Annotated in this window: 31 protein-coding genes; 15 read left to right on the plus strand and 16 right to left on the minus strand. The window is 71.9% G+C overall.

Features of this window, described 5'->3' with window-relative positions; genetic code table 11:
- Positions 1–127: 127 nt before the first annotated feature.
- Positions 128–538, minus strand: coding sequence for a DNA-directed RNA polymerase subunit omega (gene rpoZ, locus P9K36_RS11440; RefSeq protein ID WP_010685409.1), 411 nt, complete (start codon positions 536–538; stop codon positions 128–130).
- 294 nt (positions 539–832) lie between these two features.
- On the opposite strand from rpoZ, the gene fabD reads away from it, so the two are divergent.
- The 4 genes from fabD to fabF all read left to right on the plus strand — a co-directional run bounded on the left by fabD (position 833) and on the right by fabF (position 4,550).
- Positions 833–1,777, plus strand: coding sequence for an ACP S-malonyltransferase (fabD, locus tag P9K36_RS11445; RefSeq protein ID WP_043355941.1), 945 nt, complete (start codon positions 833–835; stop codon positions 1,775–1,777).
- A gap of 17 nt (positions 1,778–1,794) precedes the next feature.
- Complete coding sequence (fabG, locus tag P9K36_RS11450) at positions 1,795–2,532, plus strand: 3-oxoacyl-[acyl-carrier-protein] reductase (protein ID WP_043355943.1); 738 nt, start codon at positions 1,795–1,797, stop codon at positions 2,530–2,532.
- A gap of 332 nt (positions 2,533–2,864) precedes the next feature.
- Positions 2,865–3,104 (plus strand): acyl carrier protein, encoded by a 240-nt coding sequence (locus P9K36_RS11455; RefSeq protein WP_007559070.1) that lies wholly within the window; start codon positions 2,865–2,867, stop codon positions 3,102–3,104.
- A 183-nt stretch (positions 3,105–3,287) separates the two neighbouring features.
- Positions 3,288–4,550, plus strand: coding sequence for a beta-ketoacyl-ACP synthase II (gene fabF, locus P9K36_RS11460; RefSeq protein WP_278307102.1), 1,263 nt, complete (start codon positions 3,288–3,290; stop codon positions 4,548–4,550).
- Between the two features lie 550 nt (positions 4,551–5,100).
- Here the strand turns inward: fabF and P9K36_RS11465 are convergent.
- From P9K36_RS11465 to P9K36_RS11480, 4 genes are all read right to left on the minus strand, one after another.
- A complete protein-coding gene (locus tag P9K36_RS11465; protein ID WP_053608311.1) occupies positions 5,101–5,811 on the minus strand; it encodes a YidB family protein in 711 nt (236 codons plus the stop codon).
- A 74-nt stretch (positions 5,812–5,885) separates the two neighbouring features.
- The gene (locus P9K36_RS11470) at positions 5,886–6,086 is read right to left on the minus strand and encodes a hypothetical protein (RefSeq protein ID WP_043355950.1); all 201 of its coding nucleotides are present in this window, start codon (positions 6,084–6,086) and stop codon (positions 5,886–5,888) included.
- 84 nt (positions 6,087–6,170) lie between these two features.
- The gene (locus P9K36_RS11475; protein WP_043757120.1) at positions 6,171–6,440 is read right to left on the minus strand and encodes a hypothetical protein; all 270 of its coding nucleotides are present in this window, start codon (positions 6,438–6,440) and stop codon (positions 6,171–6,173) included.
- A gap of 85 nt (positions 6,441–6,525) precedes the next feature.
- On the minus strand, positions 6,526–8,577 hold the full coding sequence (locus P9K36_RS11480; protein WP_274927382.1) for a hypothetical protein: 2,052 nt from the start codon (positions 8,575–8,577) through the stop codon (positions 6,526–6,528).
- A 212-nt stretch (positions 8,578–8,789) separates the two neighbouring features.
- Between P9K36_RS11480 and P9K36_RS11485 the strand changes: the two genes are divergently transcribed.
- The 3 genes from P9K36_RS11485 to P9K36_RS11495 all read left to right on the plus strand — a co-directional run bounded on the left by P9K36_RS11485 (position 8,790) and on the right by P9K36_RS11495 (position 10,654).
- On the plus strand, positions 8,790–9,824 hold the full coding sequence (locus P9K36_RS11485; protein ID WP_278307103.1) for a hypothetical protein: 1,035 nt from the start codon (positions 8,790–8,792) through the stop codon (positions 9,822–9,824).
- A 79-nt stretch (positions 9,825–9,903) separates the two neighbouring features.
- Positions 9,904–10,152, plus strand: a complete 249-nt coding sequence (locus tag P9K36_RS11490) for a hypothetical protein (protein WP_043353533.1) — start codon at positions 9,904–9,906, stop codon at positions 10,150–10,152.
- 148 nt (positions 10,153–10,300) lie between these two features.
- Positions 10,301–10,654 carry a hypothetical protein gene (locus tag P9K36_RS11495; protein WP_043757128.1) on the plus strand — a complete coding sequence of 118 codons (354 nt, stop codon included), beginning with the start codon at positions 10,301–10,303 and terminating at the stop codon, positions 10,652–10,654.
- Between the two features lie 29 nt (positions 10,655–10,683).
- Here P9K36_RS11495 and P9K36_RS11500 read toward each other — a convergent pair whose 3' ends face one another.
- Positions 10,684–10,911: a hypothetical protein gene (locus P9K36_RS11500; protein WP_043382998.1), complete on the minus strand. Its 228-nt coding sequence runs from the start codon at positions 10,909–10,911 to the stop codon at positions 10,684–10,686.
- A gap of 385 nt (positions 10,912–11,296) precedes the next feature.
- Here P9K36_RS11500 and P9K36_RS11505 point away from each other — a divergent pair, with 385 nt between their 5' ends.
- Positions 11,297–11,548, plus strand: coding sequence for a hypothetical protein (locus P9K36_RS11505; RefSeq protein ID WP_043382995.1), 252 nt, complete (start codon positions 11,297–11,299; stop codon positions 11,546–11,548).
- A gap of 51 nt (positions 11,549–11,599) precedes the next feature.
- On the opposite strand, the gene P9K36_RS11510 is transcribed toward P9K36_RS11505, so the two are convergent.
- On the minus strand, positions 11,600–11,842 hold the full coding sequence (locus P9K36_RS11510) for a hypothetical protein (RefSeq protein WP_043383152.1): 243 nt from the start codon (positions 11,840–11,842) through the stop codon (positions 11,600–11,602).
- 506 nt (positions 11,843–12,348) lie between these two features.
- Here P9K36_RS11510 and P9K36_RS11515 point away from each other — a divergent pair.
- Complete coding sequence (locus P9K36_RS11515; RefSeq protein ID WP_043353541.1) at positions 12,349–12,540, plus strand: hypothetical protein; 192 nt, start codon at positions 12,349–12,351, stop codon at positions 12,538–12,540.
- 112 nt (positions 12,541–12,652) lie between these two features.
- On the opposite strand, the gene P9K36_RS11520 is transcribed toward P9K36_RS11515, so the two are convergent.
- The 5 genes from P9K36_RS11520 to P9K36_RS11540 all read right to left on the minus strand — a co-directional run bounded on the left by P9K36_RS11520 (position 12,653) and on the right by P9K36_RS11540 (position 15,132).
- On the minus strand, positions 12,653–12,952 hold the full coding sequence (locus P9K36_RS11520) for a PilZ domain-containing protein (protein ID WP_043353543.1): 300 nt from the start codon (positions 12,950–12,952) through the stop codon (positions 12,653–12,655).
- A 253-nt stretch (positions 12,953–13,205) separates the two neighbouring features.
- Positions 13,206–13,388: a hypothetical protein gene (locus P9K36_RS11525; protein ID WP_043353544.1), complete on the minus strand. Its 183-nt coding sequence runs from the start codon at positions 13,386–13,388 to the stop codon at positions 13,206–13,208.
- Between the two features lie 260 nt (positions 13,389–13,648).
- On the minus strand, positions 13,649–14,023 hold the full coding sequence (locus P9K36_RS11530; RefSeq protein ID WP_111473990.1) for a hypothetical protein: 375 nt from the start codon (positions 14,021–14,023) through the stop codon (positions 13,649–13,651).
- 126 nt (positions 14,024–14,149) lie between these two features.
- Positions 14,150–14,425: a hypothetical protein gene (locus P9K36_RS11535; RefSeq protein ID WP_043353563.1), complete on the minus strand. Its 276-nt coding sequence runs from the start codon at positions 14,423–14,425 to the stop codon at positions 14,150–14,152.
- A 239-nt stretch (positions 14,426–14,664) separates the two neighbouring features.
- Positions 14,665–15,132, minus strand: coding sequence for a MucR family transcriptional regulator (locus P9K36_RS11540; RefSeq protein ID WP_043353547.1), 468 nt, complete (start codon positions 15,130–15,132; stop codon positions 14,665–14,667).
- Positions 15,133–15,451: 319 nt separating this feature from the next.
- On the opposite strand from P9K36_RS11540, the gene P9K36_RS11545 reads away from it, so the two are divergent.
- From P9K36_RS11545 to P9K36_RS11565, 5 genes are all read left to right on the plus strand, one after another.
- On the plus strand, positions 15,452–15,658 hold the full coding sequence (locus tag P9K36_RS11545) for a hypothetical protein (RefSeq protein ID WP_043353548.1): 207 nt from the start codon (positions 15,452–15,454) through the stop codon (positions 15,656–15,658).
- 34 nt (positions 15,659–15,692) lie between these two features.
- Positions 15,693–15,878, plus strand: coding sequence for a hypothetical protein (locus tag P9K36_RS11550; protein WP_043353550.1), 186 nt, complete (start codon positions 15,693–15,695; stop codon positions 15,876–15,878).
- 50 nt (positions 15,879–15,928) lie between these two features.
- Positions 15,929–16,183: a hypothetical protein gene (locus tag P9K36_RS11555; protein ID WP_043353551.1), complete on the plus strand. Its 255-nt coding sequence runs from the start codon at positions 15,929–15,931 to the stop codon at positions 16,181–16,183.
- A 117-nt stretch (positions 16,184–16,300) separates the two neighbouring features.
- On the plus strand, positions 16,301–16,534 hold the full coding sequence (locus tag P9K36_RS11560) for a hypothetical protein (protein WP_043353552.1): 234 nt from the start codon (positions 16,301–16,303) through the stop codon (positions 16,532–16,534).
- Positions 16,535–16,592: 58 nt separating this feature from the next.
- On the plus strand, positions 16,593–17,018 hold the full coding sequence (locus P9K36_RS11565) for a hypothetical protein (RefSeq protein WP_043353555.1): 426 nt from the start codon (positions 16,593–16,595) through the stop codon (positions 17,016–17,018).
- Positions 17,019–17,260: 242 nt separating this feature from the next.
- Here the strand turns inward: P9K36_RS11565 and P9K36_RS11570 are convergent, their stop codons facing one another.
- Together P9K36_RS11570 and thrS are read right to left on the minus strand one after the other, a co-directional pair.
- Positions 17,261–18,271, minus strand: coding sequence for a sensor domain-containing diguanylate cyclase (locus tag P9K36_RS11570; RefSeq protein ID WP_111473989.1), 1,011 nt, complete (start codon positions 18,269–18,271; stop codon positions 17,261–17,263).
- 302 nt (positions 18,272–18,573) lie between these two features.
- A complete protein-coding gene (gene thrS / locus P9K36_RS11575; protein WP_053608318.1) occupies positions 18,574–20,601 on the minus strand; it encodes a threonine--tRNA ligase in 2,028 nt (675 codons plus the stop codon).
- Positions 20,602–21,019: 418 nt separating this feature from the next.
- Here thrS and P9K36_RS11580 point away from each other — a divergent pair, with 418 nt between their 5' ends.
- On the plus strand, positions 21,020–21,925 hold the full coding sequence (locus P9K36_RS11580; RefSeq protein WP_278307104.1) for an NAD(P)-dependent oxidoreductase: 906 nt from the start codon (positions 21,020–21,022) through the stop codon (positions 21,923–21,925).
- A gap of 132 nt (positions 21,926–22,057) precedes the next feature.
- Here P9K36_RS11580 and P9K36_RS11585 read toward each other — a convergent pair whose 3' ends face one another.
- Both P9K36_RS11585 and P9K36_RS11590 read right to left on the minus strand, forming a co-directional pair.
- A complete protein-coding gene (locus tag P9K36_RS11585) occupies positions 22,058–22,294 on the minus strand; it encodes a hypothetical protein (RefSeq protein WP_043382977.1) in 237 nt (78 codons plus the stop codon).
- Between the two features lie 72 nt (positions 22,295–22,366).
- The gene (locus P9K36_RS11590) at positions 22,367–24,286 is read right to left on the minus strand and encodes an ABC transporter ATP-binding protein/permease (RefSeq protein ID WP_043757145.1); all 1,920 of its coding nucleotides are present in this window, start codon (positions 24,284–24,286) and stop codon (positions 22,367–22,369) included.
- Between the last annotated feature and the right edge of the window lie 65 nt (positions 24,287–24,351).

Consider the following 24,351-nt stretch of genomic DNA (forward strand, 5'->3'; position numbering starts at 1 on the left):
GCCGGCGCCAGCCCCCGGCGGGGGAAAACCCTCCGGCGCCGGGCCGGCCTCGGAACGAGAGAACCCGGCGTCTCCGCCGGGTCCGGTCTCGGTCAGGTCGTGCGCGTCCAGGCCCACGGTGTCCGGCTCACTCGCCCTCGTCGTCGGTCTCGACCGGCGGGGCGAGGTTCTCGAGGCCGCGGAGCAGATCTTCCTCGCTCATGCGGTCGAACTGGACCGCCGCGTCGTCGCTGGAGGACTGGGGCGCCACCGCGGCGGCGGCCGGCGAGCTCGACAGCAGCGGCACGGTCTCGGCCTCCGGCTCGTCCACCTCGACGTATTTCTGCATCGAGTGGATCAGCTGCTCCTTGAGGTCGTCGGCCGTGATCGTCTCGTCGCCGATCTCGCGCAGGGCCACGACGGGGTTCTTGTCGCGGTCGCGGTCGATGGTCAGGGGGGCGCCGGCGGCTAGGAGGCGGGCCCGGTGGCTCGCCAGCAGCACCAGCTCGAAGCGGTTCTCGACCTTCTCGATGCAGTCTTCGACGGTGACGCGCGCCATGCGGGGCGGCTCCTTGGGCTTGAGCGACGGAAGATGTCGGGTATGGCGCCACTCTACACCGGATGCCGTTGTGCAACAAGCACAGCGGGTTGCGCCGGGCGCGCCTCCGGCGAGCGCTGCGGGCCGGGCGCGCCGAGACCCGGGTGCGGCGTCGGTGCGGCGTGGGTGCGGCGTCATGGTGCGGCGCATTGTTGACACCCACGGCCGCGGGTGCGAGTGCGCGCCCCATTCCAGAGTTTCGGCCGACACGGGCGGCGTTCGCGCGCCGAAAGGTGCCGGCGATCAGGACGCAACATGCGCGCACTCATCTTTCCCGGCCAGGGCAGTCAGGCGGTCGGCATGGCGCGGGACCTCGCGGAGGCCTTCCCGCAGGCCCGGGCCGTCCTCGACGAGGTCGACGCCGCCCTGAACCAGAACCTGTCGCGGCTGATGTTCGAGGGGCCGGTCGAGGAGCTGACCCTCACCGCCAACGCCCAGCCGGCCCTGATGGCGGCGAGCCTCGCGGTGCTGCGCGTGCTGGAGGCCGAGCGCGGCCTCGACCTCGAACGCGACGTGGCCTGCGTGGCCGGCCATTCGCTGGGCGAGTACGCGGCCCTCGCGGCCGCCGGCAGCCTGACGATCGCGGATGCCGCCAAGCTGCTGCGCCTGCGCGGCGAGGCGATGCAGGAGGCGGTGGCGCCGGGCGCGGGCGCCATGGCGGCGCTGATCGGCACCGATCTCGACTCCGCCCGATCCGTCGCCGAGGCGGCGGCCGACGAGGCCGGCGGCGGCGCGGTCTGCGACGTCGCCAACGACAACGGCGGCGGCCAAGTGGTGCTCTCCGGCGACCGGCCGGCCGTGGAGCGCGCCATCGGCATTGCCACCGGCCGCGGGATCAAGCGCGCCGTGATGCTCAACGTCTCGGCACCGTTCCACTGCCGCCTGATGGCCCCGGCCGCCGAGGCCATGGCCCGGGCGCTGGCCGCCGTCGCCCTGAAGGCCCCGCGCGTCACCCTCTACGCCAACGTCGCGGCCGCCCCGGTCTCCGATCCGGAGGCGATCCGCACGGCCCTGGTCGAGCAGGTCACCGGCACCGTGCGCTGGCGCGAGAGCGTCGCCGCCATGGCGGCGACGGGCGTCGACCGGTTCTACGAACTCGGCGCCGGCAAGGTGCTGACCGGCCTCGTCAAGCGCATCGCCCCCCAGGCGAGCGCCACGGCGGTCGGCACGCCCGCCGACGTCGCCGCCTTCGCGCTCTGATCCGACAGGAGCCCCGCATGTTCGATCTCACCGGCCGCAAGGCCCTCGTCACCGGCGCGACCGGCGGCCTCGGCCAGGCGATCGCCCGGGCGCTGCACGCCCAGGGCGCCACCGTGGCGCTCTCGGGCACGCGGCCCGCGGCCCTGGAGGCGCTCGCCGCCGAACTCGGCGAGCGCGCGAGCCCCGTCGCCGCCGACCTGTCCGACAAGGACTCGGTGGAGGGCCTCGTGCCGGCCGCCGAGGCCGCGATCGGCCCGCTGGACATCCTCGTGAACAATGCCGGCATCACCCGCGACAACCTGTTCATGCGGATGAAGGACGAGGAGTGGGAGCAGGTGATCGCCGTCAACCTCACCGCCGCCTTCCGCCTGTCGCGGGCCGCCGTGAAGGGCATGATGCGCCGCCGCTCCGGGCGGATCGTCAATATCGGCTCGGTGGTCGGCAGCACCGGCAATCCCGGCCAGGGCAACTACGCCGCCGCCAAGGCCGGCCTCGTGGGCATGACCAAGGCGCTCGCCGCCGAGGTCGCCTCGCGCGGGATCACGGTCAACTGCATCGCCCCGGGCTTCATCAGCTCGCCCATGACCGACGCCCTCAACGAGAAGCAGCGCGAGGGCATCCTCGCCCGCGTGCCCGCCGGGCGGCTCGGCGAAGGCTCGGAGGTGGCGGCGGCCTGTCTCTACCTCGCCTCCGCGGAGGCGGCCTACGTCACCGGGCACACGCTGCACGTGAATGGCGGTATGGCCATGTACTAGTGTGCGAAGACCGGTCTCGAACCGGCGACGATCGCGCGCGAATCACCCCCGCCGACACGCAAGTGCCACACCCATGAAGGCTTTCTGAACGGGCCCTCGCCAGGGCGGGAACCCTGTGCTACCACGCCCCGCAGCCGTACAGGGGGTTGACGGTTCAGCGGGTTTTCAGTCCAAGGCCCTCCGGCGGGGGCGTCCCGGCTCACGCGCCGGTTCACCTCAGAAGCACGCGCGATCGGACACCGGCCCGTCACAACAAGCCCGCAAGGGCGCGACGCGGCCACGGCACCACCCCGAGAAGACTGACAGACCAAAAGGACGAGGACGGAAGACCGATGAGCGATATCGCTGAGCGCGTGAAGAAGATCGTCGTCGAGCACCTGGGCGTGGAGCCCGAGAAGGTGGTCGAGAGCGCCAACTTCATCGACGACCTCGGTGCCGACAGCCTCGACACGGTCGAGCTGGTCATGGCCTTCGAGGAAGAGTTCAACGTCGAGATCCCGGACGACGCTGCCGAGACCATCCAGACGGTCGGCGACGCCGTGAAGTTCCTGGAGAAGAACTCCGCCGCCTAAAGGCGCCGGGGACCGGGTTTGACGCGGCGCGGGTGAGGCGAAACAGCCCCCGCGCCGTTATGCGTTTCAAGGCTCGGAGGCGTGACGGGTCCCGCCGGGACCGATTCCGCCGCCGAGGGCGTTAGGACGATGCGCGACCGCGGCTCTGCCGGCGGGGCTGCGCCTCAAGACGGGACAGGGCACATGCGGCGGGTGGTGGTCACGGGTCTGGGGATGGTCACGCCGCTCGGCTGCGGAGTGGAGCACACCTGGAGCCGGCTGATCGCGGGCGACAGCGGCGCCGGCCCGATCCGCGGCTTCGAATCCGCCGACCTGCCCTGCCGGATCGCCGCGCAGGTCCCCTTCGGCGACGGCACCGACGGCACCTTCAACCCCGACCTCGTGATGGAGGTGAAGGAGCAGCGGAAGGTCGATCCGTTCATCGTCTACGCGATGGCGGCGGCCGACGAGGCCCTGAAGGATGCCGGCTGGGCGCCGAAGAGCCACGAGGACCAGTGCGCCACCGGCGTGCTGATCGGCTCCGGCATCGGCGGCATCGGCGGCATCTACGACGCCTCCGTGACCCTGCACGAGAAGGGGCCCCGCCGGATCTCGCCGTTCTTCATCCCGGGCCGGATCATCAACCTCGCCTCCGGCCAGGTCTCGATCGCCCACGGCCTGAAGGGCCCGAACAACGCGGTCGTGACGGCCTGCTCCACGGGCGCCCACGCCATCGGCGACGCGAGCCGCCTGATCGCGCTCGGGGACGCCGACGTGATGGTGGCGGGCGGCGCCGAATCGCCGGTGAACCGCCTCTCGATCGCGGGCTTCTCCGCCTGCCGGGCGCTGACCACGGGCTTCAACGACACGCCGGAGAAGGCCTCCCGCCCCTACGACCGCGACCGCGACGGCTTCCTCATGGGCGAGGGCGCCGGCATCGTGGTGCTGGAGGAGTACGAGCACGCCAAGGCCCGCGGCGCGAAGATCTACGCCGAGGTGGTGGGCTACGGCCTCTCGGGCGACGCCTACCACATCACCTCCCCGTCCCCGGACGGCGACGGCGCCTTCCGCTGCATGAGCGCCGCGGTGAAGCGAGCCGGGATCTCACCGTCCGAGATCGGCTACATCAATGCCCACGGCACCTCCACGCCCATGGGCGACGAGCTGGAGCTGAAGGCCGTGGAGCGCCTCCTGGGCGCCGCCGCCGCGAACGCCACCATGTCGTCCACCAAGAGCTCGGTGGGCCACCTGCTGGGTGCGGCCGGCTCGGTCGAGGCGATCTTTTCGATACTCGTCCTGCGCGACAACGTCATCCCGCCGACGCTCAACCTCGACAACCCCTCCGTGCAGACCCAGATCGACCTCGTGCCGTTCGAGGCCAAGCGGAAGCGGGTGGATGTCGTGCTGTCGAATTCTTTTGGATTCGGCGGGACGAATGCGTCGCTGGTGATGCGGCGGGTCGCGTAAGAGCGTCACCGTCTCACGCTGAGACGGTCTGCAAGTCTCTCAGAAGCATTGATCGCGATCTGACGTGCGGAATGCCTCCGCGTTCCTGCAACGGGCGGAGACTGCACGCTGACGGGCCGTGCGCGTCCGGGCGGTTGGGAGCTGGCACGGGTCTGAAGCAGGTCGAGCGCGCGCCGACGATGCTTGCAAGAGGAAATACGTTCCGGCTTGCAGTTCTTCCGTCGGTCAACGCGGGCGTCTCGTCGACAAATCGGTAAAACCTGCGGCCCGTCACGGCATTCACGGCAGGATACTGCCTCCGGTCCAACAATGGCGCCGGCGCAAATACTCTTCCTCTGATCCGCGACGCTGGTGGCCGTGAGACCTGGGCGCGGAATCCCGTGCCCGCCCTCATCCTGAGGTGCTGCGCAGCAGCCTCGAAGGAGGGCTCCAGGGATCACGGGGCTGACTGGATGGCTCCTTCGAGGCCTGCGCTGCGCTCCGGCACCTCAGGATGAGGTCGCGATCGGGATCACTGTCCGACGCGCCGCGCGCCAGCCGACCTGTCGTCCTACCACCCCCGCCGCTCCGCCTCCCCCGGCACCCGCCCCTGCGGGGTGAGCGTGTGCACCACCTCCGGCAACGCCTGGGCGAGCTGCGCGAGAAGCGTGTCCCGGTCCATCCCGGTCTGGCTCTGGAGGGTGTCCACCGTGTCGGGGCCGAGCGCCCGGGCGAGCTGGTCCGGGGCCACCGGGCGGTTGGCGCCGTGGCCGATCCAGGACTCGATCACGTCGCCGAGGCCGCCCTGGCGGAACCGGTCCACCAGCCCGTCGAGGCCGCCGAGATCCCCCTGCCCCTCCGGGGCGGCGCGGCTCGGGGCCGGGGCGTCGCCGGGGCCGTCGAGCATGCCGGACAGATCCGAGAAGTCGCCGGGCGGGAGGGACGGATCCGTCGGCCCCTCCGGGCCCCCGTCGCGGCGGCCGCCATACTGGTCCCAGCCGCCGATATCGCCCCCGTCGTCGGGGCGGCGTCCGCCGGCATCGGCGGGGTGCTGGCCGGGATCACGGCCGTAGGGGCCGGCGCCGCCGGAGCGGTCGGCCTCGGGGCCCGGCTCGCCCCGTCCCCCGCGCCCGAAGATGTCGCCGAAGCCGCCGCTGGCGCCCTTGGCCAGCAGCAGCATCAAGAGCGCCTTCACCAGGGGCGACATGCCCCCGGCGCCCTGCTTCTGCCCGCCGAACACCTGGCCCAGCACGCCGCCGATCGCCGATTCGAGCAGTCCCATGCGCGTCTCCCCCACGGTTCGGGCCGGACGGGCCCCGGCGGACAACCCTCGGGGGCGGGCGCGGGTTGCCTCGCTCAGCGGGCCGGAGGGGTGAGCGCGGCCTGCGTGGTGTGGGTGGCGGTGGTGGCGTCGGCGGGCTCGATCAGCGGCACCGTCGCGGCCGAGAGGATCAGTCCGGCCAGGAACAGGCCGGTGGCGGCGGCGCCGGCGCGGGGGCGCGGCAGGCGGACGGCGCGGCGTTTCGCGGGATGGGGACTTTCGACGGTCCAGGGCATCGCGGCCTCTCCGGGTTCGGGGCGGGCCCTCGGGGCCCTGTTGCCGGATGAACGCCGCCGGGGGGCGGACCGGTTCCCGAACCCTTAATCCCGGACGACGAGGCGGCGCCCCAGCGCCCCGAGGGCGCAGGCCGCGCAGTAGACCGGCAGGATCAGGCCCGCGCCGTCGAGCCACAGACCGGGCAGGCCCGGCACGAACCCGGCGAGCGCCGCCGCGGCCACGAGCCCCGCGACCACGCAAAGTCCCAGCGAGGCGGCGAGCCGGTCCGGCCAGCCGACCAGCGCCCCGACCACGAGGCCGAGCGCGGCCGCCCCGGCGAGCCCGGGCCAGAATCCGGCGAGCAGCAGCGTCACGGCCGTCCGGCCTCCCTGCGGGCGCGATCGATGCGCGCGGATGGGCGCGGCCCGGCGGCCGGGCGCGGGGCGGAGCGGATGTCCCTCACGGCAGCAGCGCGAAGACGACGGGGCCGGCCGGCCCGTCCGGCCCGGCCGTGACCTGCTCCGGTCGGGCGCCGGCCTGGAGGAGATACTCCACCACCGCCTGGGCGCGCAGGCGCGGCAGGTCGGGCGGCGGCTCCTCGGGGGCCTCGGCGGGCTTCTTCGCCGAAGCCTTGCCGTGCGCGGCCGGCTCCTTCCTGGCGTCCTTCTTGGCCGCTTCCGCCTTGCCGGCCTCGGTCTTGGCGTGATCCGGCTTGCCCCGCGTCTTGGGCGTCTCCCCCTTGGGCGTCTCCGTCTTGGGCGTGTCCCCCTTGGGCGTCTCCGTCTTGGGCGTATCCCCCTTGGGGGGCTCCGGCTTGGCGGCGCTGGCGATCTGGGTCGGTGCGGCGGCGGGCGCGCCCTCCCCCGTGGCCGCCGGACCGGCGGCCGGCGTCGGGGTCGGCTTGGCCGGGTCGGCGGGCCCCGAGACGGCGATGCGCAGCGACGGGCAGGTCTTGGCCAGGGCCGCGAGGGCGTCGAGGGTCGGGTAGAAGGCCGGCGTCAGGACCGCGCCCCCGGCGGGGAAACGCAGGTCGGTGCCGGCCAGGGCGGCGGTGAAGTCGGCGCGGCAGGTGGCGGGGTCGCGCCGCTCGGCGGCGTCCCGGGCCGTGACGGTGGCCTGTCCGGTCCAGCCGGGGGGCAGCGCCTCGGCCAGCCGGTCCGGGGTGCGGGCGGCGCCCTCCCGGTAGAGGCTTTCGCCGGTCAGGGTCAGGGCGCGGTCCGAGACCGTGACGGTCCCGTCCGCGAGGTTCGCCACCAGCGGGGCGGCGGCGGCCAGCGCGTCCCCGAGATCCGGCGGGGCGCCGTCGGCGAGGCGGGTGCGGTCGATGACCGGTTCCCGGAACAGGCGCGGGCGCAGGGCGGCGAGCACCCGCTCCCGGGTCGCGGTGTCCGGCAGATGCCCGGTGAGGAGTACGGAATCGGCGGTCCGGCGGATCGCCACCCGGTAGGGCGAGAGCGGCCGCGCCGTGAGCGCCACCGGCCCGGCTGCCACGCCGGCGGGCCGGCCGTCGCGCATCAGCGCCTCGGCGTCCGGGAGCGCCTGCCCGTCGATGGCGTCGCCGGTCACCGAGACCGCCCCGTCCTGGAAGACCACGCGGCCGGACTGGATCAGCTCGGCGAGCTTGAACGCGAAGGCGATGAGGCCCTTCGGGTCGATGGCGGGGTCGAGGCCCCGGGCCGCCAGGAGCCGGTCCTCCACGGCGCCGCCGGCCGCCGCCTCGGTGGCCGCGCGCAGGGCGGCCTCGCGGTCTGCGGCCGAGGGGGTGAAGCCGTCGAGGACGACGCCCCGGCCGGATTTCTCCACGGCGAACCGGTACGCGGCCACCTTGGGCGGCAGGATCTCGATCCGCCCGATGCTGAAGCCCTCCGGCGGGTCCGAGAGCGCCGCCCGCAGGGCCTCGTAGGCCGGCACGTCCAGGGCCTCGCCCGAGAGGCTGAGCACGGTGTCGCTGAGGGCGGCCCGCCCGCCCTTGGCGAGGCCGGAGAGCCGGGCCGCCAGGAACGCGGCCGCGCTGGCGAAGTCCGGCGGCGCCCCCCGGGCGGCCCGGGCGGTGTCGTCGAGGCCTGTGCCGGGATGGAGGGCGCCGGTGATCCGCGCCTCCAGGGCCCGCCGGCCGATCTCCACCGGGCGGCTGCCCTCCAGGGCGATCCGGTTCGGGCCGGTGCGGATCGCCGCCCACTGGAAGGGCGCGGCGGTCTCCACGATGCCGACCTCGGAGACGATGCGGCGGGGGCCGTCCAGGGCCGCGAGGCGGGACAGCACGGTGGCCCGTTCGGCGACGTCCGGCGCCTCGCCGGCGGCCACGAGGTCGCGGCCGCTGGCCTCCAGGCGCAGCCAGGGCTCGCCGGTGGCGGTGGCCGTGCCGGATGTCACCGCCGCCCCCTCGGCCTCGAGCCCCTCGGCGATCCGCGGGGCGGCGTAAAGGGTCGCACTCGCCCAGATCAGCGCGAGGGCCGGCAGGCCGGCGAGCCAGCCGGCGCTGCGCAAGCCTGAGGCGAGGGTTTCGGGCAACGGTACGATCGCAGGTCGGGGCGCAGGTCCGGGCGGATCCGCCGCCGAGACCACACCGCCTTTCCGGCAGCATGAAGGCCGACGGTGCTCTTTCCGCGCCTGCGGCGGGCGTTCCGCGTCGGTGCGCCGCCGGAACCGGCCGGACGCCCCTCTGTTTCTCGGCAACAAATCTGTCCGGCTTTGTCTTCGTCCGCCGGCCTGCGGAGCGTGCCATGCGGTCCATCCTCGCCGCCCTGCTGCTGCCGATCGCCATCCCGGCTTCGGCGCAGAGCCTGTCGGCCACCGCGACGGTGCCGAGTTCGGCCTCGCCGGAGCCGATCACGCCCATCGCCAATCCCGGTCAGCTCAGCCTCGGCGGCGGCACCACCACCGGCCCGTTCCCGACCGTCTCGGCGCAGACCGGCGGCTTGGTGAATGCCGGCCAGCTCAGCTTCGGCAGCGCGGGCGGCGGCGGCCGCATCGGCGCCTCGGGCGGGCGCTCGGCCGGACAATCGGCCGGGACTGCCATCGGCACATCGGCCGCGGGATCGACCGGTGCGGGCCAGCTCGGAACCTTGGGCTCGGCCGCGACCGGCGGCGCAGGCGTCTCCGGCTCCAGCCTCCGGACCGGGGGGACGATCGGCGCCAGCGGCCTGCGCAGCGGATTCAGCACCGCGTCGCGTTCGGGGCTGGGCACGTCACCGGGGAGCACCCTGTCGCTGACCAGCGGCACGATCGGTCTGGGTGGCGGGTCTGGCCTCTCCCTGGGCCTGGGATCCGGCGGCACGACCCGCACGGGGCAGACGACCGCCCTGACGGGCGCGGGCTCCCTCAACGGTCTCGGCAACGGCACCGCCACGGGGGTCGGCTCTGTCGGGACATCGGGAACGTTGTTCCCTGCGGCTGCGTCGGCCGGTCTCGCAGGCGGGACCGCCGACGCGGCCGCGATCGGAGCGTCCGGCACCACCCTGTCCAGCGTCGGGCCGTTCGGCGTGTTCGGGCTCGGGACCGGCGCGACCGTGAGCCCGGGCGCGGGCGCCTCGATTTCCGGAGCGGCCGGCGCGGGGGGCGTCGGAACGGGCGGGGCCGGGATCGTCGGGGCGAGCGGGCTCCGCGCGGACGACCCCGCACAAGCGGCCCGCATGCTCCCGTCCGGCGGAGGGGCGTTCGGCGGGGCCGGCATCGGCGGCGCGGCGGCCGCGCCGGTCCGGACCGGCGACCTCTGCGGCGATCCCCTGGCCGAAGCCTGCCTCGGCGGCGGCTTCTGAGCGCTTCCCGGGCCCGGAACCGGGCCGAACCGATGCCGTTCATCCTGTTCCGGCACCTGGGCCGGGACAGGAGGCAGAAATGAGCGTCATTCTGGGCCGCGTCTCTTTCGCGGCCGTTCTCGTTCTCGGCGTCTCGGGCGCAGCCCTGGCGCGCGATGCCGGCCCCAAGGCGCAGGGCGCCCATGGCGCGACAGGCCTGCACGGGATCGGTTTCAACGAGCCGAAATTCCGGTCGCACCTGCAGACCGGCAAGAATCAGCCCTATACGTGGCCGGTCAGCGACCGCTATCGCCCGGTCTCGCAGCCCTATTACGGTCGCGCTTACTGAGCCGCCCGGAGACCGCTCCGTCGAATGGATGAGTGGCGCCGCGTCGGCCCCCGCGTCACACAGGGGCCGGACCGGGGCCCGTCATCGGGATTGGCGGGCACAGGCGCGGCTTTCCGTGCCGTGCCGGCTTCCAAGCCTGGAGAGTGTGATGCATCCGCTGACCCGGCTCGTCCTCGCAGGCCCCATCGTCGCTCCCCTCGTCGCCGCCTCCCTGCCGGGTCGTGCGGGCGAGTTCGCGCCGACGGCTCCGGTTCCCGGCATGGCCCTGACGCAGCCCGATCCGGGGATGGCCAACGGCGCTCCCGCTCCCGTCCTCCCGGCCCAGCCCGCACCGGTCGCGGCGGCGCCGGCACCGGCGCCGGTCCAGGCCGACCCGACCGGGGGGCGCCGACGTCCCACGGGGCTGGGGAGCGGATTTTCATCCCTCGAAGGGCGGCTTCCGAACCAGCGCACCGGTCTGCGACACCCGCACGTGGTGCGCGACATCTGCATCGGCTGCTGATCGTGACTGCAAGACCCGCGTCGCCCCGGCTATTGCAGGGATCGCGAGCGGGAATGCGCCTGGATCCAGCGCGGTGAGAGGATGTCACCGGCCTCGGTGATGATCCACGGCTGGGCGTCGTCGGACGCGATCGCCTCGAGCGCAACCGCGAGGGCTTCGCGCAGCGTCGCGAACGGGCGCCCCTCCGCGGAACGACCGGTCGCGCGTGCGGGCCAGATGGTGAGTTCGGCCCTTTTGTCGAGATCGGAGGGCGTCATCGGCGCATCCGTGATGCTTGGCATGGTGTGTGGGTCTACCGGGCCTGTGTGACGGGCATCTGGCGCCGGAGGCCGCCGATCCGGGTGCGCCCGTGCGGCTGCGACGAACCATCCGGCGCCCGGATCAGAAATTAAATGATGCGCGCGTCCAAGTTATATTTGAGAACCGGCCAATGGAAGTTTAGTTCATTTGCATCGAATGCATGGGCATTTAATTGTCGGCCTGCTCAGGCCCTCCAGAAAGCCCGGGAACATTGCAAAACCGTGCCGTCGTAGCGATATGGTGCAATGCGAAAAACGCATGCCGCATCGCACAAATCCGTGGTCTCATGCGCTGGTCGATCGCAATCCGCGGTCGACGCTGCGATCGAAACGGAGACGCACCATGCGCACGATCCTCATCCTCGCGTCGGCCGCGCTCACCTCGGCCGCCTTCATCGGCCCGGCCGCCGCCGACGATCACCTGCACCTGACCCCGCCGCTCTATCGGGAGCAGGCCCGGCCTGCCCAGCAGATCCGTGCGATCCACGACCTGACCACCACGCCTCAGCCCGTGGCGGCGCCGGCGACCGTCAGCCGGACGGTCTCGGCCCTTGGCCGACCGATGGTCCAGGCCTCCGTCGAGGCGAGTCGCTGAGCCCGCCGCCGGAGACGGAGCGCCCCGGGCGCCTCTGTCTCCGGCCCTGACTCAGACGATGTGCAACGCCTGAGCGGCTGCCGCCGGCGATACGCCGCGACGGATCAAGCGCCGCGTCCGCGCCCGTTGATCGCGTTCGGCACTGAGGGCGGCTCCGGCCGCCCGATATCCCTCGAGCCACAGTTCCGCCCAGGCATACTGCATCGCCATCACGAGCAATGCGGCATTCTCGGCCTGCCGCAGGCTCAGCCGCAGGCCCTCATCCGCCAGGCGGCCCACCTCCCCGTACATCATTGCCAACTCCGCGTCCGAAGACGGCCGGCAGCGCCGCGACGGGCCGCCCGCCCACGCGCCCAGAGACCGGGCGCGGATGGCTCTGTACACATCCTGCACGGCGTCATCGCGGCATCGAGCGCCTGCCCGCGGGTGCGGGCGGGATCGGCCGAATCGTGAAGCGCGTCGATGAGCTCCCGATGGCCCTGCGGGCCTGTGCGAGGCCGGTCCCGGCGAAGGCGCGTGTCCGGGTCGGACCCGCCTGGCGACGCATCCTCGCCCAGGCGGGTCGGCCGCACGAGCACGGAGGTCCAGGGATCGACCGTACCGTGCAACGACCGGTCGGATCTCGGTTTCGCGTCTCACGGGCGAATCCCGCGCGCCGGCGGGCCGATGATGGCCCATCGCTCCGTGTTGAGGGCCCGCCCTGCGCGGAACGACGCGACGGGCCCCCGTGTCTCTCACGATGGCGGGAGGCGCGATGCGGGACGCGCCTCTATATGGGAGGTGAGAGCAGGGAGAGAGACGTGTTCACCGTCAAGGGGATTGATCCGTCCGGGCGCGTCATGACGTTCGCCTGCGGGACTGACGAGCAAGCCATGGAGAAGACCTGGGAACTGGCCCGGCGCGGCTTCCGCGAGATCACGGTCGCCGACCCGAAGGGCAAGGAACTGTCCGCGGCCGCCTTCGAGCGCTCTCTGAACATCGATTGGGACTGACGCGAGCCGGCTCCACGGTGCCCCGGCGCGCCGACCGGCGCGATGATCCGATGCGAAGGGCCACTTCGGGCCGCGCGGCCTCGCTGCGGGGCGGACCGGCCTTCGGCCGCCTTCAGGCCCGCTCCAGCTCGTGAAGCATCGTCCAGCCGCCCGACCGAGCCGTCTCGGGTACGTCCGCGGTCGCCCCGATCTCGTCCGCCTTGCGCCAGATGGCCTGGCAGACGAGGATCTCGTTGCTCGCGTCGATACTGAGGATGAAGCGATCCGGCACGATCTCGGTGTCCGGAAGCGCGATCCGCACGCCGCCGGCCGACCGATCGTAGACGATGCAGGGCAGGCTTCGATGCTCGTCCACCGAGATGCTGCCGGTCTCGTTCAGGATCGTGCGCGGAGCGCTGCGTCGTTCGAACATCACCGCCTCGACAAACCTCTGTCCGACAGGATCGGACACCCGGGTTCAGACAGGGTTTGCGAAATGCATCGAATTGTCGGGATGCCCGCCGAACTGTGAATTCAGCGGGCTTCGGGCGCGGTGCGATCGGGCGACCGCGTGGCCTGTGCCGCGCCGGCCGCCCAGCAGAAAGGGGGCGATGAAGCCGTGACCGGCGTGTCGGCCTCGTATGCGTCGCACCGGTCGCGGCTTGCGTATCGATCCGGTGCCGGTCCTAGCCGGTGACGACCTCGACGAGGGTGGTGAGAAAGCCCAGGGCGACCGCGCCGATGCCGCTCATGAAGGCGACATCCCACCCGGCGAATTCCTTCGACTGGGGCGCGCGCATGAAGGCGAACAGCGTGACGGCAGCCCCGCATAGGACGAGGGCGAGGGCCAGATAGAGCGGTCGGGACATGGCGTTTCCTTCTCCGCCGGTCTCGCGGCCCTTCGGGCTCTTGTACGGACGAGTGCGACCGGCTTGATCTGTTCAGTTTCATCCGTCGTCAAAACATGACAGACGAAGAACGGGCGAACAAGATCATAATCTGTTCTGCATTGCGGAACATAAAGTCGGTCTGCCGCCCTCATCTATTCTGGGCGCGGGCCTCGTGGAAGATCTGTCGCGAGGGCTGTCGATGTCGTGGGGGCTGAGCGCAGGGCCGGCCCCCAGCGGGCTCAGTCGATGAAGACGCGGACGCCGTCTGTATTCAGGATCTCGCGTTGATCGGCGCACCATTGCTCCGCACCCACCGCGGCGATCTCCTCCGCGACGCGCCGGCCTTCCGCGGCGATGACGGTCTGCGCCTGCCGGTGGCCGAGGGAAACGTCGAGTGCCCGGCGGACCGTGCGGGACAAGCCTTCGGAGACCGTATCATCGACGGTGTAGAACTTGCGGCAGTAGAGAACGATGCCGGCTTGCGCGCCGACGATCCGCACGAGACCCGCGATCGTCTCGGTGCGCGTGGCGTCCTTCGGGTCTTCGGCCGCCGCAGCCGCGGCGGGCAGGACGGCCGCGGCCAGTAACGCGGGGAGCAGAAGAGCACGAGTCATCCGGAGGCCTTCCTTCGGTCCGGGACCGGACCACGCCTCTGGAACGCCGCAGCGGGCGGACAGTGCCCGCGCATCCGCGCGGCCCTGTGGGCTCGTTTCGCGGGCGCACCCGCGAGAGCCCGTCGCTCACTTCCGGGCGGCCATCATGTCATGGGTCAGGACGGTCAGCTTGCCGATCAGGTTGCTGATGTCGGAGCCCTTGCAGGACCATTGCGTGCCGATCGCCTCGCCGTCCGCCGAGACGGAGACCACCGCCACCGAGCGCAAACGGCCCTCGCGGGCCAGCGCCAGCTGATCCTGCAACACGGCGATGATCGACGCGGTGTCCTCGTCCGCGACCGCGGGCGCGATATGCGCCGGGAACGGCACGACCGAACTCGTCATCGTCTGCTCTCGCTTCATCTCGCCGAACCCCTCGGTAACATCCCTGGGCTCCGGCGTGCGCATCAGCTTTGTGCAGAGTGTGGCAGCTTGTCCGTGTCCTGCGATGTCTTGGAGGCGTGTGGCGGTGATGCAACGGTTTCGGTGCGTTCCGGCGGCCAAAGGCTGCGGGCCGTTCCGGCCGCAGCGGCGCGATGCGCGTGGCTCCGCGGAGCGTTGCGGGGGCGCCCCGCATGGGGCACCCCCGGAGATGTCCGCCTTCAGGCTGCCTTGCGGCCCTTGCGCTCACGCTCGGCCATGGCGCCGGGCTGGCCCAGGCCGATCGCCTTGGCGAGGGCGGAGCGCTGCTCGGCGTAGCTGGGGGCGACCATCGGGTAGTCGGCCGGAAGGCCGTAGCGGTCCCGGTAGCTGCGCGGATCGAGGCCGTGGCTGGTCAGGTGACGCTTCAGCGTCTTGTAGGTCTTGCCGTCGATGAAGCTGACGATCCCGTCCTGCCGGACCGACTTGCGGATCTGGGCCGCGCTCGGCTTCTCGATATCGGCCTGGGGCGCCGCCCCGGTCTCCGGCGTCAGGGTCCCGGCGACGAGCCCGCTGATCGCGCCGTGCACCCGCGCGATCAGGGCCGGCAGCTCCGAGGCCGGAACCGGATTGTTCGACACGTAGGCGGCGACGATGTCGCCCGCCAGCTCGATGAAATTCGAGTTGGGCCCTGTGGTTTCCTCTGTCACTGCAAGATTCCTGATGTGCCCCTCACGAGGGATCTGCTACTTTTGAGCGCTGAATGCAAGTTACAAAAGCGTTTGGCGCGGGGCATCCTGCGGATGACTGGCGTGCGCGCGGCGGACAGCTGGAAGGTAGATCTGGCAATCGGCGATGGAGAACTTTCTTGCGCGGCCCGGCGAAGCCTATCGACTGCGGTAGTGTTTCCACTCTGCGGAACGACCAGAAGGCGAGTCTCGCGGCTTCGGAGCTTGCGCGTCTCTGTCGGCCGGGGGCTGCATCGTCTTCTGCGGTGACGCGGCGGCCGGGGCGTGGCATGGCGCGGCCATGCTGATGCTCGTGCTTCTCATCGCCCTGCTGGCCGTCGTGGTCGTGATGATCGTCCTCCGGCGGTGGACCGGGCGCCTCGCTTCGCTCGCGACGCTGCTGGCCGGAGCGATCGCGGTTCTGTGGCTCGCCGAGGTCGGACTGCTTCCGGGCACCCAGGGGCCGCTGACGGCGCAACGCCCCCTCGTTCCGGGGCTCGACCGGTAACGGTCCGGTAAGCGTGCCGGCGCGAGCATGGGCCATGCCCACGCTCTCCGCCCCGCGCCTGCTCACGTTCCTGGTGTCGGCCGTGTTGATCGGCCTTGCCGTCGCCAGCCTGTACACGCGCATCCCCATGGTCGGTAAAACGGTCGTGGCGCACCGGCAATGGTTCTTCATCGGTGCCTACGTCCTGCTCGCCCTTGGGGTGACCACACGCAGCCTGTAGGCGAGCGAGCCGTCGGCCTCGCGATCGCCGGCTGCGCCGAGGAGACCGGAATGACCCTGAGGACCACCTTCCTCGTGCAGCCGTTCGAGCTGCATCGGAAACGCCTGCGGCCCGCCCGTCAGGAGCCCGCCCAGAGCGAGTTCGGCGCCCTCAAGAAGGCGGAGGCGCTGGCCGCCCGCATGCCGGGCGCGGCGGCCCTCAAGATCGTCGCGGACGACGAGACCGGAGAACTGGAAGGCGTCACGATCCTCGGCCAGTTCGGGGAGGTTCCGGAAGATTTTGCCGAGACTCTTCTGGGGAACTGATCCCGGCCGCGTCTCGGGATGCGACACGGAGGACCGCGCAGTGCGGCCCGCGGGAAACTACGTAGAAACACCGGCGGTCGATACCTGCGCGCTTCCGCGCTCGCTGAGCCCGCATCCGTGCCCCGCTATTTCATCGATCTCCACGACGGCGCCAACCTGATTCGCGATCGGGACGGCTTCGATCTGCCCGATCTTGCCGCGGCGCGGGCGAAGGCGGTTCGATTGCTGACCCGGGTCGCGCAGGGGCTGACCGATCCGGTGCAGCGGCAGGACTACGTCATCGCCGTGCGCGACGAGCAGGGCGCGGTCCGCCTGCGGCTGCGCCTCTCTTACGATGTTGAAACCGGCTGACGGCGCGCCCTCCGGCGCGGTGTCGGAGGCCGGCACGGGTCCAAGACAGGGGCATCACATGCGACGTTCGACAGGTCCGGCCCGTGCCCTCGCGGCAGCGCTCATGCTTCTCGGCTCGGCCGGATGGGCGACGGCGCAGACCGCACCGCCCCCGCCGGCGGGCACGGCTTCGGCCACGGCCGACAACGCCGTGATGCTGACGGTCTTCCTGCGCCACGACCAATCGCGCCCGCTGGCGGACCTGAACGCGCAGCTCGCCCGGCAGGGATTCTACAAGGCCTTCCCGCCTCCGGGCATCGAGGTCGTCTCCTGGACCGTCGTCATGGGGATCGGGCAGATCATCGTGCTGCGGCTGCCCGCATCCCGCCTGCGCGAGGTCAACCGCGTCCTCGAGGACACGGCCTGGGGCGCGTATCGCACCGAGTTCTACCCGACCTACGATTACAAGGCCGTGGGCCTCGGGGAGCACGAGAAGGCGCGCTGAGCGCCTCCCCGCCCGCAGGTCCGGCGGCGCCGCTCAGACGAAATGCGCCGGCAGGGACAGGGCCTGCGCGTACAGGGTCAGCGCGATGGCGCCACCCGCCAGGGTGAGGGCCAGGGTGATGCGGTTGGTCCAGCTCATCGTCGATCTCCCTCCGGCTCGCGACTGTCTTCGCGGTATGGGGAAGAGATAAGCCCAAGCTTTCGCGGCGGGCGTGCTCCGCGGCACGTCGGGGTGCGGCCGCCTCAGGCCGGGGCTCCGCGTCCGGTATCCGTCGGCCCGAGAATCAGCGCTTCGTCCCACAGGCACGGATGGCCGAGCCGCTTGGCCGTGTACATCGCCGCGTCGGCCCGCTCCGCCAGGGCCTGCGCCCGCGTGGCGTGCAGGGGTGCGCAGGCCACGCCGATCGCGGCGCCCACGCGGATCGGGGATCCCGCACCGAGATCGTAGGGGGCGGCGAGGCGCGCGTGGAGGTGCAGGGCGAAGCCGAGCGCCGGCGCCGGCGCCGCGTCGCCCAGGAGGATGGTGAACTCGTCGCCCCCGAGCCGCGCGGCGATGTCTGCCGCCCCCAACCCCTCCCGGAGGCGCTCGGCCAGCTGCCGCAGGAGCGCGTCGCCCATGGCGTGACCGTGACGGTCGTTGACCGGCTTGAAGCCGTCGAGGTCGATGGACAGCAAGGCGCAGGGCACGCCGTCGCGGCGCGCCAGGGCCCGGTCGAGCCGGGCCGCGAACAGGTAGCGGTTCGGCAATCCGGTCAGCGGGTCGTGGTGGGCCATGTAGCGCAGGAGCGACTCCGTCCGGCGGCGCTCGGTCACGTCCTCCCACAGGGCGGTCCAGCCGCCGCCGGCCTGCGGGTGCAGCGTGCGCGCGATCTGGCGCCCGTCCGGAAGCGTCTGCACCACCGCATCGGTCGTGCCCCGGGCGCGGAGCCGCCGGCACGCCGCCCAGAGCCCGTTCGGATCCCGGTCGGACGGGAGGGGCCCGGCCGCGCTCGCGGCATCGACCTCCCGGGCATGCAGGCCGGGCCGGATCCGGTTCGCGGCCGACCCGAAGAGGCGCCGGAACCCGTCGCTCATGAACAGCAGCCGGTCGGCGGCATCGAACACGCACAGGCCGTGCGGCAGGGAATCCAGGGCCCGGACCAGACCGGGTCCGAGGGTGCGTCCGCGGCCGAGGCCGTCCTGGCGCCGGCCACGGACAGCCCGAGGATAGCGCCGCGCCAGCTTCATCGCCGCCCTGCCCACCCGCGCCGTCATGGCCATTCCCCCGAAGCAACCCGACCACGTCGCGCGGTCGCCGGATCGAGCCGGCTCGGAAATTAATCCCTTGTCCTCATAGAATGGGATTCCTTTCGCCAACCTTGACGAAATCAATTCGCGTTCAACGATCCTTGGCGCGGTCGCACCATCCGGAAGTTGAGACGGTCGCGTGGATGCGCCTCAAGACTGTCCAGAGCCCCGGACGAGGTCCCGGCGCGCGGATGCCGGCCGTCGGCCAAGCCGGTTTCCGCGTCCGCCCGGCGGCGCAGGCCGGGCGGGTCGATCCGGCCGCCGCGCGATCACGGCGCGTCGTGCACGCCGTGATGGCCGTCGAGGACGGTGTCGCTGGTCGGGACCGTCTCGGCCACCGCCTGGGCGCGGCGGATATCCGGGGCGGTCGCCTCCGCCACGAAGGCCGCCACGGCGTCGGTCAGAGGCAGGGTGCGGGTCTGCTGGCTGCCGAGCCGCCGGATCGAGACCGTCCGCTCCTCCGCCTCGCGCTTCCCGAGGGCGAGGAGGACCGGCACCTTGGCCAGCGAGTGCTCGCGGACCTTGTAGTTGATCTTCTCGTTGCGGAGATCCGCCTCGACCCGCAGGCCGGCCCGCTCCAGGGTTCGGATGACGTCCCGGGCGTAGGCGTCGGCCTCGCCGGTGATCGTCGCCACCACCACCTGCACGGGCGCCAGCCAGAGCGGGAAATGCCCGGCGAAATGCTCGATCAGGATGCCGGTGAAGCGCTCCATCGAGCCGCAGATCGCCCGGTGGACCATGACGGGCGGCTTCCTCGCGCCGTCGGCGTCGATGTAGAAGGCGCCGAACCGCTCGGGCAGGTTGAAGTCCACCTGCGTGGTCCCGCACTGCCAGTCGCGGCCGATGGCGTCGCGCAGCACGTACTCGAATTTGGGCCCGTAGAACGCGCCCTCCCCCGGGTTCACCGCGGTCTTGATCCGGCCGGCCGACTGCTCCTCGATCTGGGCCAGAACCCGGGTCATCACCTCCTCGGCATGGTCCCAGAGGGCGTCGGAGCCGACGCGCTTCTCGGGCCGGGTCGAGAGCTTCACGACGATCTGGTCGAAGCCGAAATCCGCGTAGGTCGAGAGGATCAGGTCGTTGATCTTCAGGCACTCGTCGGCGAGCTGGTCCTCGGTGCAGAAGACGTGGGCGTCGTCCTGCGTGAAGCCGCGCACGCGCATCAGCCCGTGCATGGCGCCCGACGGCTCGTAGCGGTGCACGATCCCGAACTCGGCCATGCGCAGGGGCAGGTCGCGGTAGGATTTCAGGCCGTGCTTGAAGATCTGCACGTGGCCCGGGCAGTTCATCGGCTTGAGGGCGAACCAGCGCTTGTCCTCGGCCTCCTCGCCGGCCGACTGCGCGGCGAACATGTTCTCCCGGTACCAGCCCCAGTGGCCGGAGGTCTCCCACAGGGCCTTGTCGAGGATCTGCGGGGCGTTCACCTCGGCGTAGTCGCCGCGCAGGCGCCGGCGCATGTAGGCGATCAGCTCCTGGAAGATCGTCCAGCCCTTGGCGTGCCAGAAGACGACGCCCGGCCCCTCCTCCTGGAAGTGGAACAGGTCCATCTCGCGGCCGAGGCGGCGGTGGTCCCGGCGCTCGGCCTCCTCCAGCCGGTGCAGGTAATCGTCGAGGTCGGCCTGGCTCGCCCAGGCGGTGCCGTAGATGCGGGTCAGCATCGGGTTGTTCGAATCACCGCGCCAGTAGGCGCCCGCGACCTTCATCAGCTTGAAGGCGGTGCCGACCTTGGCGGTCGAGGTCATGTGCGGGCCGCGGCAGAGGTCGAACCACTCGCCCTGCCGGTAGATCTTCAGATCCTCGCCCGGCGGGATCGCGTCGACCAGCTCGACCTTGAAGCCCTCGCCCTTGCCGGCGAACAGGGCGCGCACGTCCTCGCGCGTCCAGACTTCCTTGGTGAAGGGAGCATCGCGCGCGATGATCTCGCGCATCTTCGCCTCGATCTTCGGGAAGTCCTCGGGCGTGAACGGGGTCTCGCGATGGAAGTCGTAGTAGAAGCCGTTCTCGATCACCGGGCCGATCGTGACCTGCGTCTCTGGCCAGAGCGCCTGCACCGCCTCGGCGAGCACGTGGGCGCAATCGTGTCGGATCAGCTCCAGGCTGCGCGGGTCGGTGCGGTCGAGGAACTCGATGCGGGCGTCGCCCGCGATCGGGTCGTCGAGGTCGGCGACCGTGCCGTCGAGCGCCATGGCGACGGTGCGCTTGGCCAGCGACTTGGCGATGCCCTCGACCACGGCGCGGCCGGTGGTGCCGGCGGCAATCTCCCGGGTGTTGCCATCGGGGAAGGTGAGGATCGGCATGGTTCGAGCGTCTCCGGGCTCAGTCCTGCATACGCGGCAGGTAAGCAATTTCGGGGGAGCGGCCGTGTAGACCGATTTCTCGGGCGAGGGAACAACGGCGCGGCGCAACTCCACGCATCCCTGGCCCCCGTCCGCCGTTCCGGTGCGCCTGATCGTCCCCGCGCGGCCGCGCTGGAGGGCGGGACGCGAGCACAGGGAATTCGGGTCCCCTCTCCCGCACGGGAGAGGGGACCGGCGCAGGTGTCCCGACCGGAGCAGCCTCCGGAGCCGGGTCCCGCTGCGCGGCCCTGAAATGACGCGCGTCCCACGAATGCCGGAGACGGGGCTGGAAGACGGCCCCGTCCGGCGACATGCTGGCGCGGCGCCTCCCCCCGTACGGACGGGCGGGCGGCCGGACACCCGGAACAGGGACACCCGCATGGCCGCGCGCCTCGCCCTTCTCGGCCTCGGCGCGATGGGGCATCCCATCGCCCGCAACCTCGCGGCCAAGCGGGACTCCGACGCCGAGACGCTCGTCGCGATCGATTGCGATCCGCGGCGCCTCGCCGGTCTCGACACGCCGGGGCTCGTCGCCACGACCGATCCCGGTCAGGCCGCCGGCGCCGACGTGCTGTTCCTGTGTCTGCCGGACGGCGACGCGGTCGAGGCGGCGCTCTTCGGCACCGGCGCCTTGGCGGAGCGCCTCGCCCCCGGGGCAGTCGTGGTCGACCTCAGCACCATCGCCCACGCCAAGGCCCTGGCGATCGGCCGCGCCATGGCGGCGACCGGGCGCGCCTTCGTCGATGCGCCGGTCTCCGGGGCGCCGGCCGGTGCCGAGGCCGGGACGCTCACCGTGATGTGCGGCGGCGAGGCCGGGGCGGTGGCGCGGGTGCGCCCGCTGCTGGCGCGGATCGGCACGACCATCCTCGCTATGGGGCCGGCCGGGGCCGGCCAGCTCACCAAGACGATCAACAACGTGCTCTACGACATCAACATCGCGGCGCTCGCCGAGGTGCTGCCGATGGCCGTCGCCCTGGGGCTCGACCCGGATCAGGTCGCCCAGGTGGTCACCACGGGCACGAGCCGGAGCTACGCGGCGCAGTTTTTCGTGCCGCGCATCCTCCAGGGCCGCTTCGACGAGGGTTATCCGATGGGGGCGGCCTACAAGGACCTCGTCGCCGCGGCGGCGATCGCCGCGGAGAACGGCTTCCCGATGCCGGTCACCGCGGCCGCCACCGTCACCTACCAGACCGCCCTGCGCCAGGGACACGGCGACCGGGACAAGGGCGCCATGGTCCTGCCGTTCGAGGCGCTGCTCGGGGTCCGGGTGCGGTCGCGGTCCTAGGGGATTGCCCCGGCGGAGCGGCCGCGAAGGAGGGCTTCAGGGATCGCGCGCCCGGCCGGAGGCCTCCTTCGCGGCCTTCGCCGCGCTCCGGCACCGCGGGACGCGGGCGCGGATGCGAGGCATCCCGCGGGATCAGGGCAGCTCCAGCACGTCCTTGAGGGGGACCACCGCCAGCACCGCACCCGACGCGTCGGCGATCTCGAAGGACTGGCCGGCCAGCACCGCGCCGTCGACGCGCTGGATCTCCAAGAGCGCGCGGGCGGAGCGCTCGGCCTCGGCGCGGGCGGCGTCGAGGTCGGCCAGGTCGGCGCCGTCGAGATCCTCGATCAGCCACTGGCCGTCACGGATGTGGAGATAGAAGTGCGGCATGTCCGGCAAACGGCCGCTGCCGCCTCCGGTTGCACCCGGGCCGCTCGGCACGGTCCGCTTGTGTCCGTCCGGTCACTCCGCGGCTTCGGTCTCCGGCAGGGCCGCCTGCCCGGGCCGGGGCGCCACCGGTGCGTCGGCGCGCTGCAGAACCTCCAGGGCCGCATCGGCCTCCCGCTGGCGGTCCCAGAGCGCCGCGTAGACGCCCCCGGCCTCCAGCAGCTCCGCATGGGTGCCGCGCTCGACGATGCGGCCGTGGTCGAGGACCAGGATCGCGTCGGCGTTGACCACCGTGGACAGCCGGTGGGCGATCACCAGGGTGGTGCGGCCGCGGCTGACCCGGTCCAGCGCCGACTGAATCTCCGCCTCCGTGAAGGAATCGAGCGCCGAGGTCGCCTCGTCGAGCACAAGGATCGGCGGCGCCTTGAGGATGGTCCGGGCGATGGCGACCCGCTGCTTCTCGCCGCCCGAGAGCTTCAGGCCGCGCTCGCCCACCGGCGTGTCGTAGCCCTCCGGCAGGCTCGAGACGAAGCGGTCGATCTGCGCGAGCCGGGCCGCCTCGCGCAGCTCCGCGTCGGTGGCGTCGGCCCGGCCGTAGCGGATGTTGTAGCCGATCGTGTCGTTGAACAGCACCGTGTCCTGCGGGACCATGCCGATGGCTGCCCTCAGGGATTCCTGCGTCACCGCCGCGATGTCCTGCCCGTCGATGCTGATCCGCCCGCCCTGCGGCTCGTAGAACCGGAACAGCAGGCGCGAGAGCGTCGACTTGCCCGCCCCCGAGGGCCCGACCACCGCCACCGTCTGGCCCGCCGGTATCGCGAAGGAGACGCCGCGCAGGATCGGCCGCTCCGGATGGTAGGCGAAACGGACATCCTCGAACCGCAGCGTGCCGCCCGCCACCGCGAGCGGCGCGGCGCCCGGCCGGTCGGCGATCTCGGGGTTCTGCCCGAGGATGCGGAACATGTCGTCGATGTCGATGAGCGCCTGTTTGATCTCGCGGTAGATCATGCCCATGAAGTTGAGGGGCATCGAGAGCTGCACCAGCATGGTGTTGGCGAGCACGAAGCCGCCGATCGTGGTGCGCCCGGCCAGGATGTCCCGGGCGGCGAGCCACATCACCACGGTCATGCCCAGGGTGAAGATCACCGCCTGCCCGGCATTGAGCACCGCCAGGGACACGTAAGTCTGCGTCGAGGCCTTCTCGTACCGCGCCATCGACTCGTCGTAGCGGGCGGCCTCGCGGCGCTCGGCGCCGAAATACTTGACGGTCTCGTAATTGAGCAGCGAATCGACCGCCTTGGTGTTGGCGTCCGTGTCCGAGGCGTTCATCCGGCGGCGGATGGCGATCCGCCACTCGGTCGCCTTGTAGGTGAAGGCGAGATAGGCCGCGACCGTCACGAAGGCGGTCGCCGCGTAGGTCCAGCTGAACTCGTAGGCCAGCACGCCGAGCACCAGCACGAACTCGACGATGGTCGGCACGAGCGTCAGCACCATCAGGCGCGACAATTCCTCGATGCCGGCGCGGCCGCGCTCCAGCACCCGGGTGAGGCCGCCGGTCTTGCGCTCCAGGTGGAAGCGCAGGGACAGCCGGTGCATGTGCTCGAAGGTCTGGAGCGCGAGGCGCCGCACCGCATGCATCGCCACCTTGGCGAACAGACCGTCGCGCACCTGGGTCAGCGCCGACATGGCGATCCGCGAGACGCCGTAGAGGGCGATCAAGAGCATCGGCGCGGCGAGCAGCCCCGTGGGCACCGGTGCGTCCTTGCCCCCCACGGCGGCGACCAGCGCGTCGGTGACCCACTTGAAGGTGAACGGCGTCACCATCGTCACCAGCTTGGCGGCGAGCAGCAGGCCGAAGGCCAGGAAGACGCGGCGCTGCAGGTCGGGCCGGCCATGGGGCCAGAGATGCGGCCAGAGCCGGCGGTAGGTGGCGATCAGGCCGGGGCGCTCGGCCGGGAGAGGCGGCCCGGCCTGAGGCGCGGTCTTGTCGGTCATGCGGGTTCTGTCGGGAGGGAATGCTGAGTCCCGCATATAGGCGCGGGGCGGCGCGGGATCACCCG

This window comes from Methylobacterium sp. 391_Methyba4 (assembly GCF_029691625.1).
GTDB classification, from domain to species: Bacteria; Pseudomonadota; Alphaproteobacteria; order Rhizobiales; family Beijerinckiaceae; genus Methylobacterium; species Methylobacterium fujisawaense.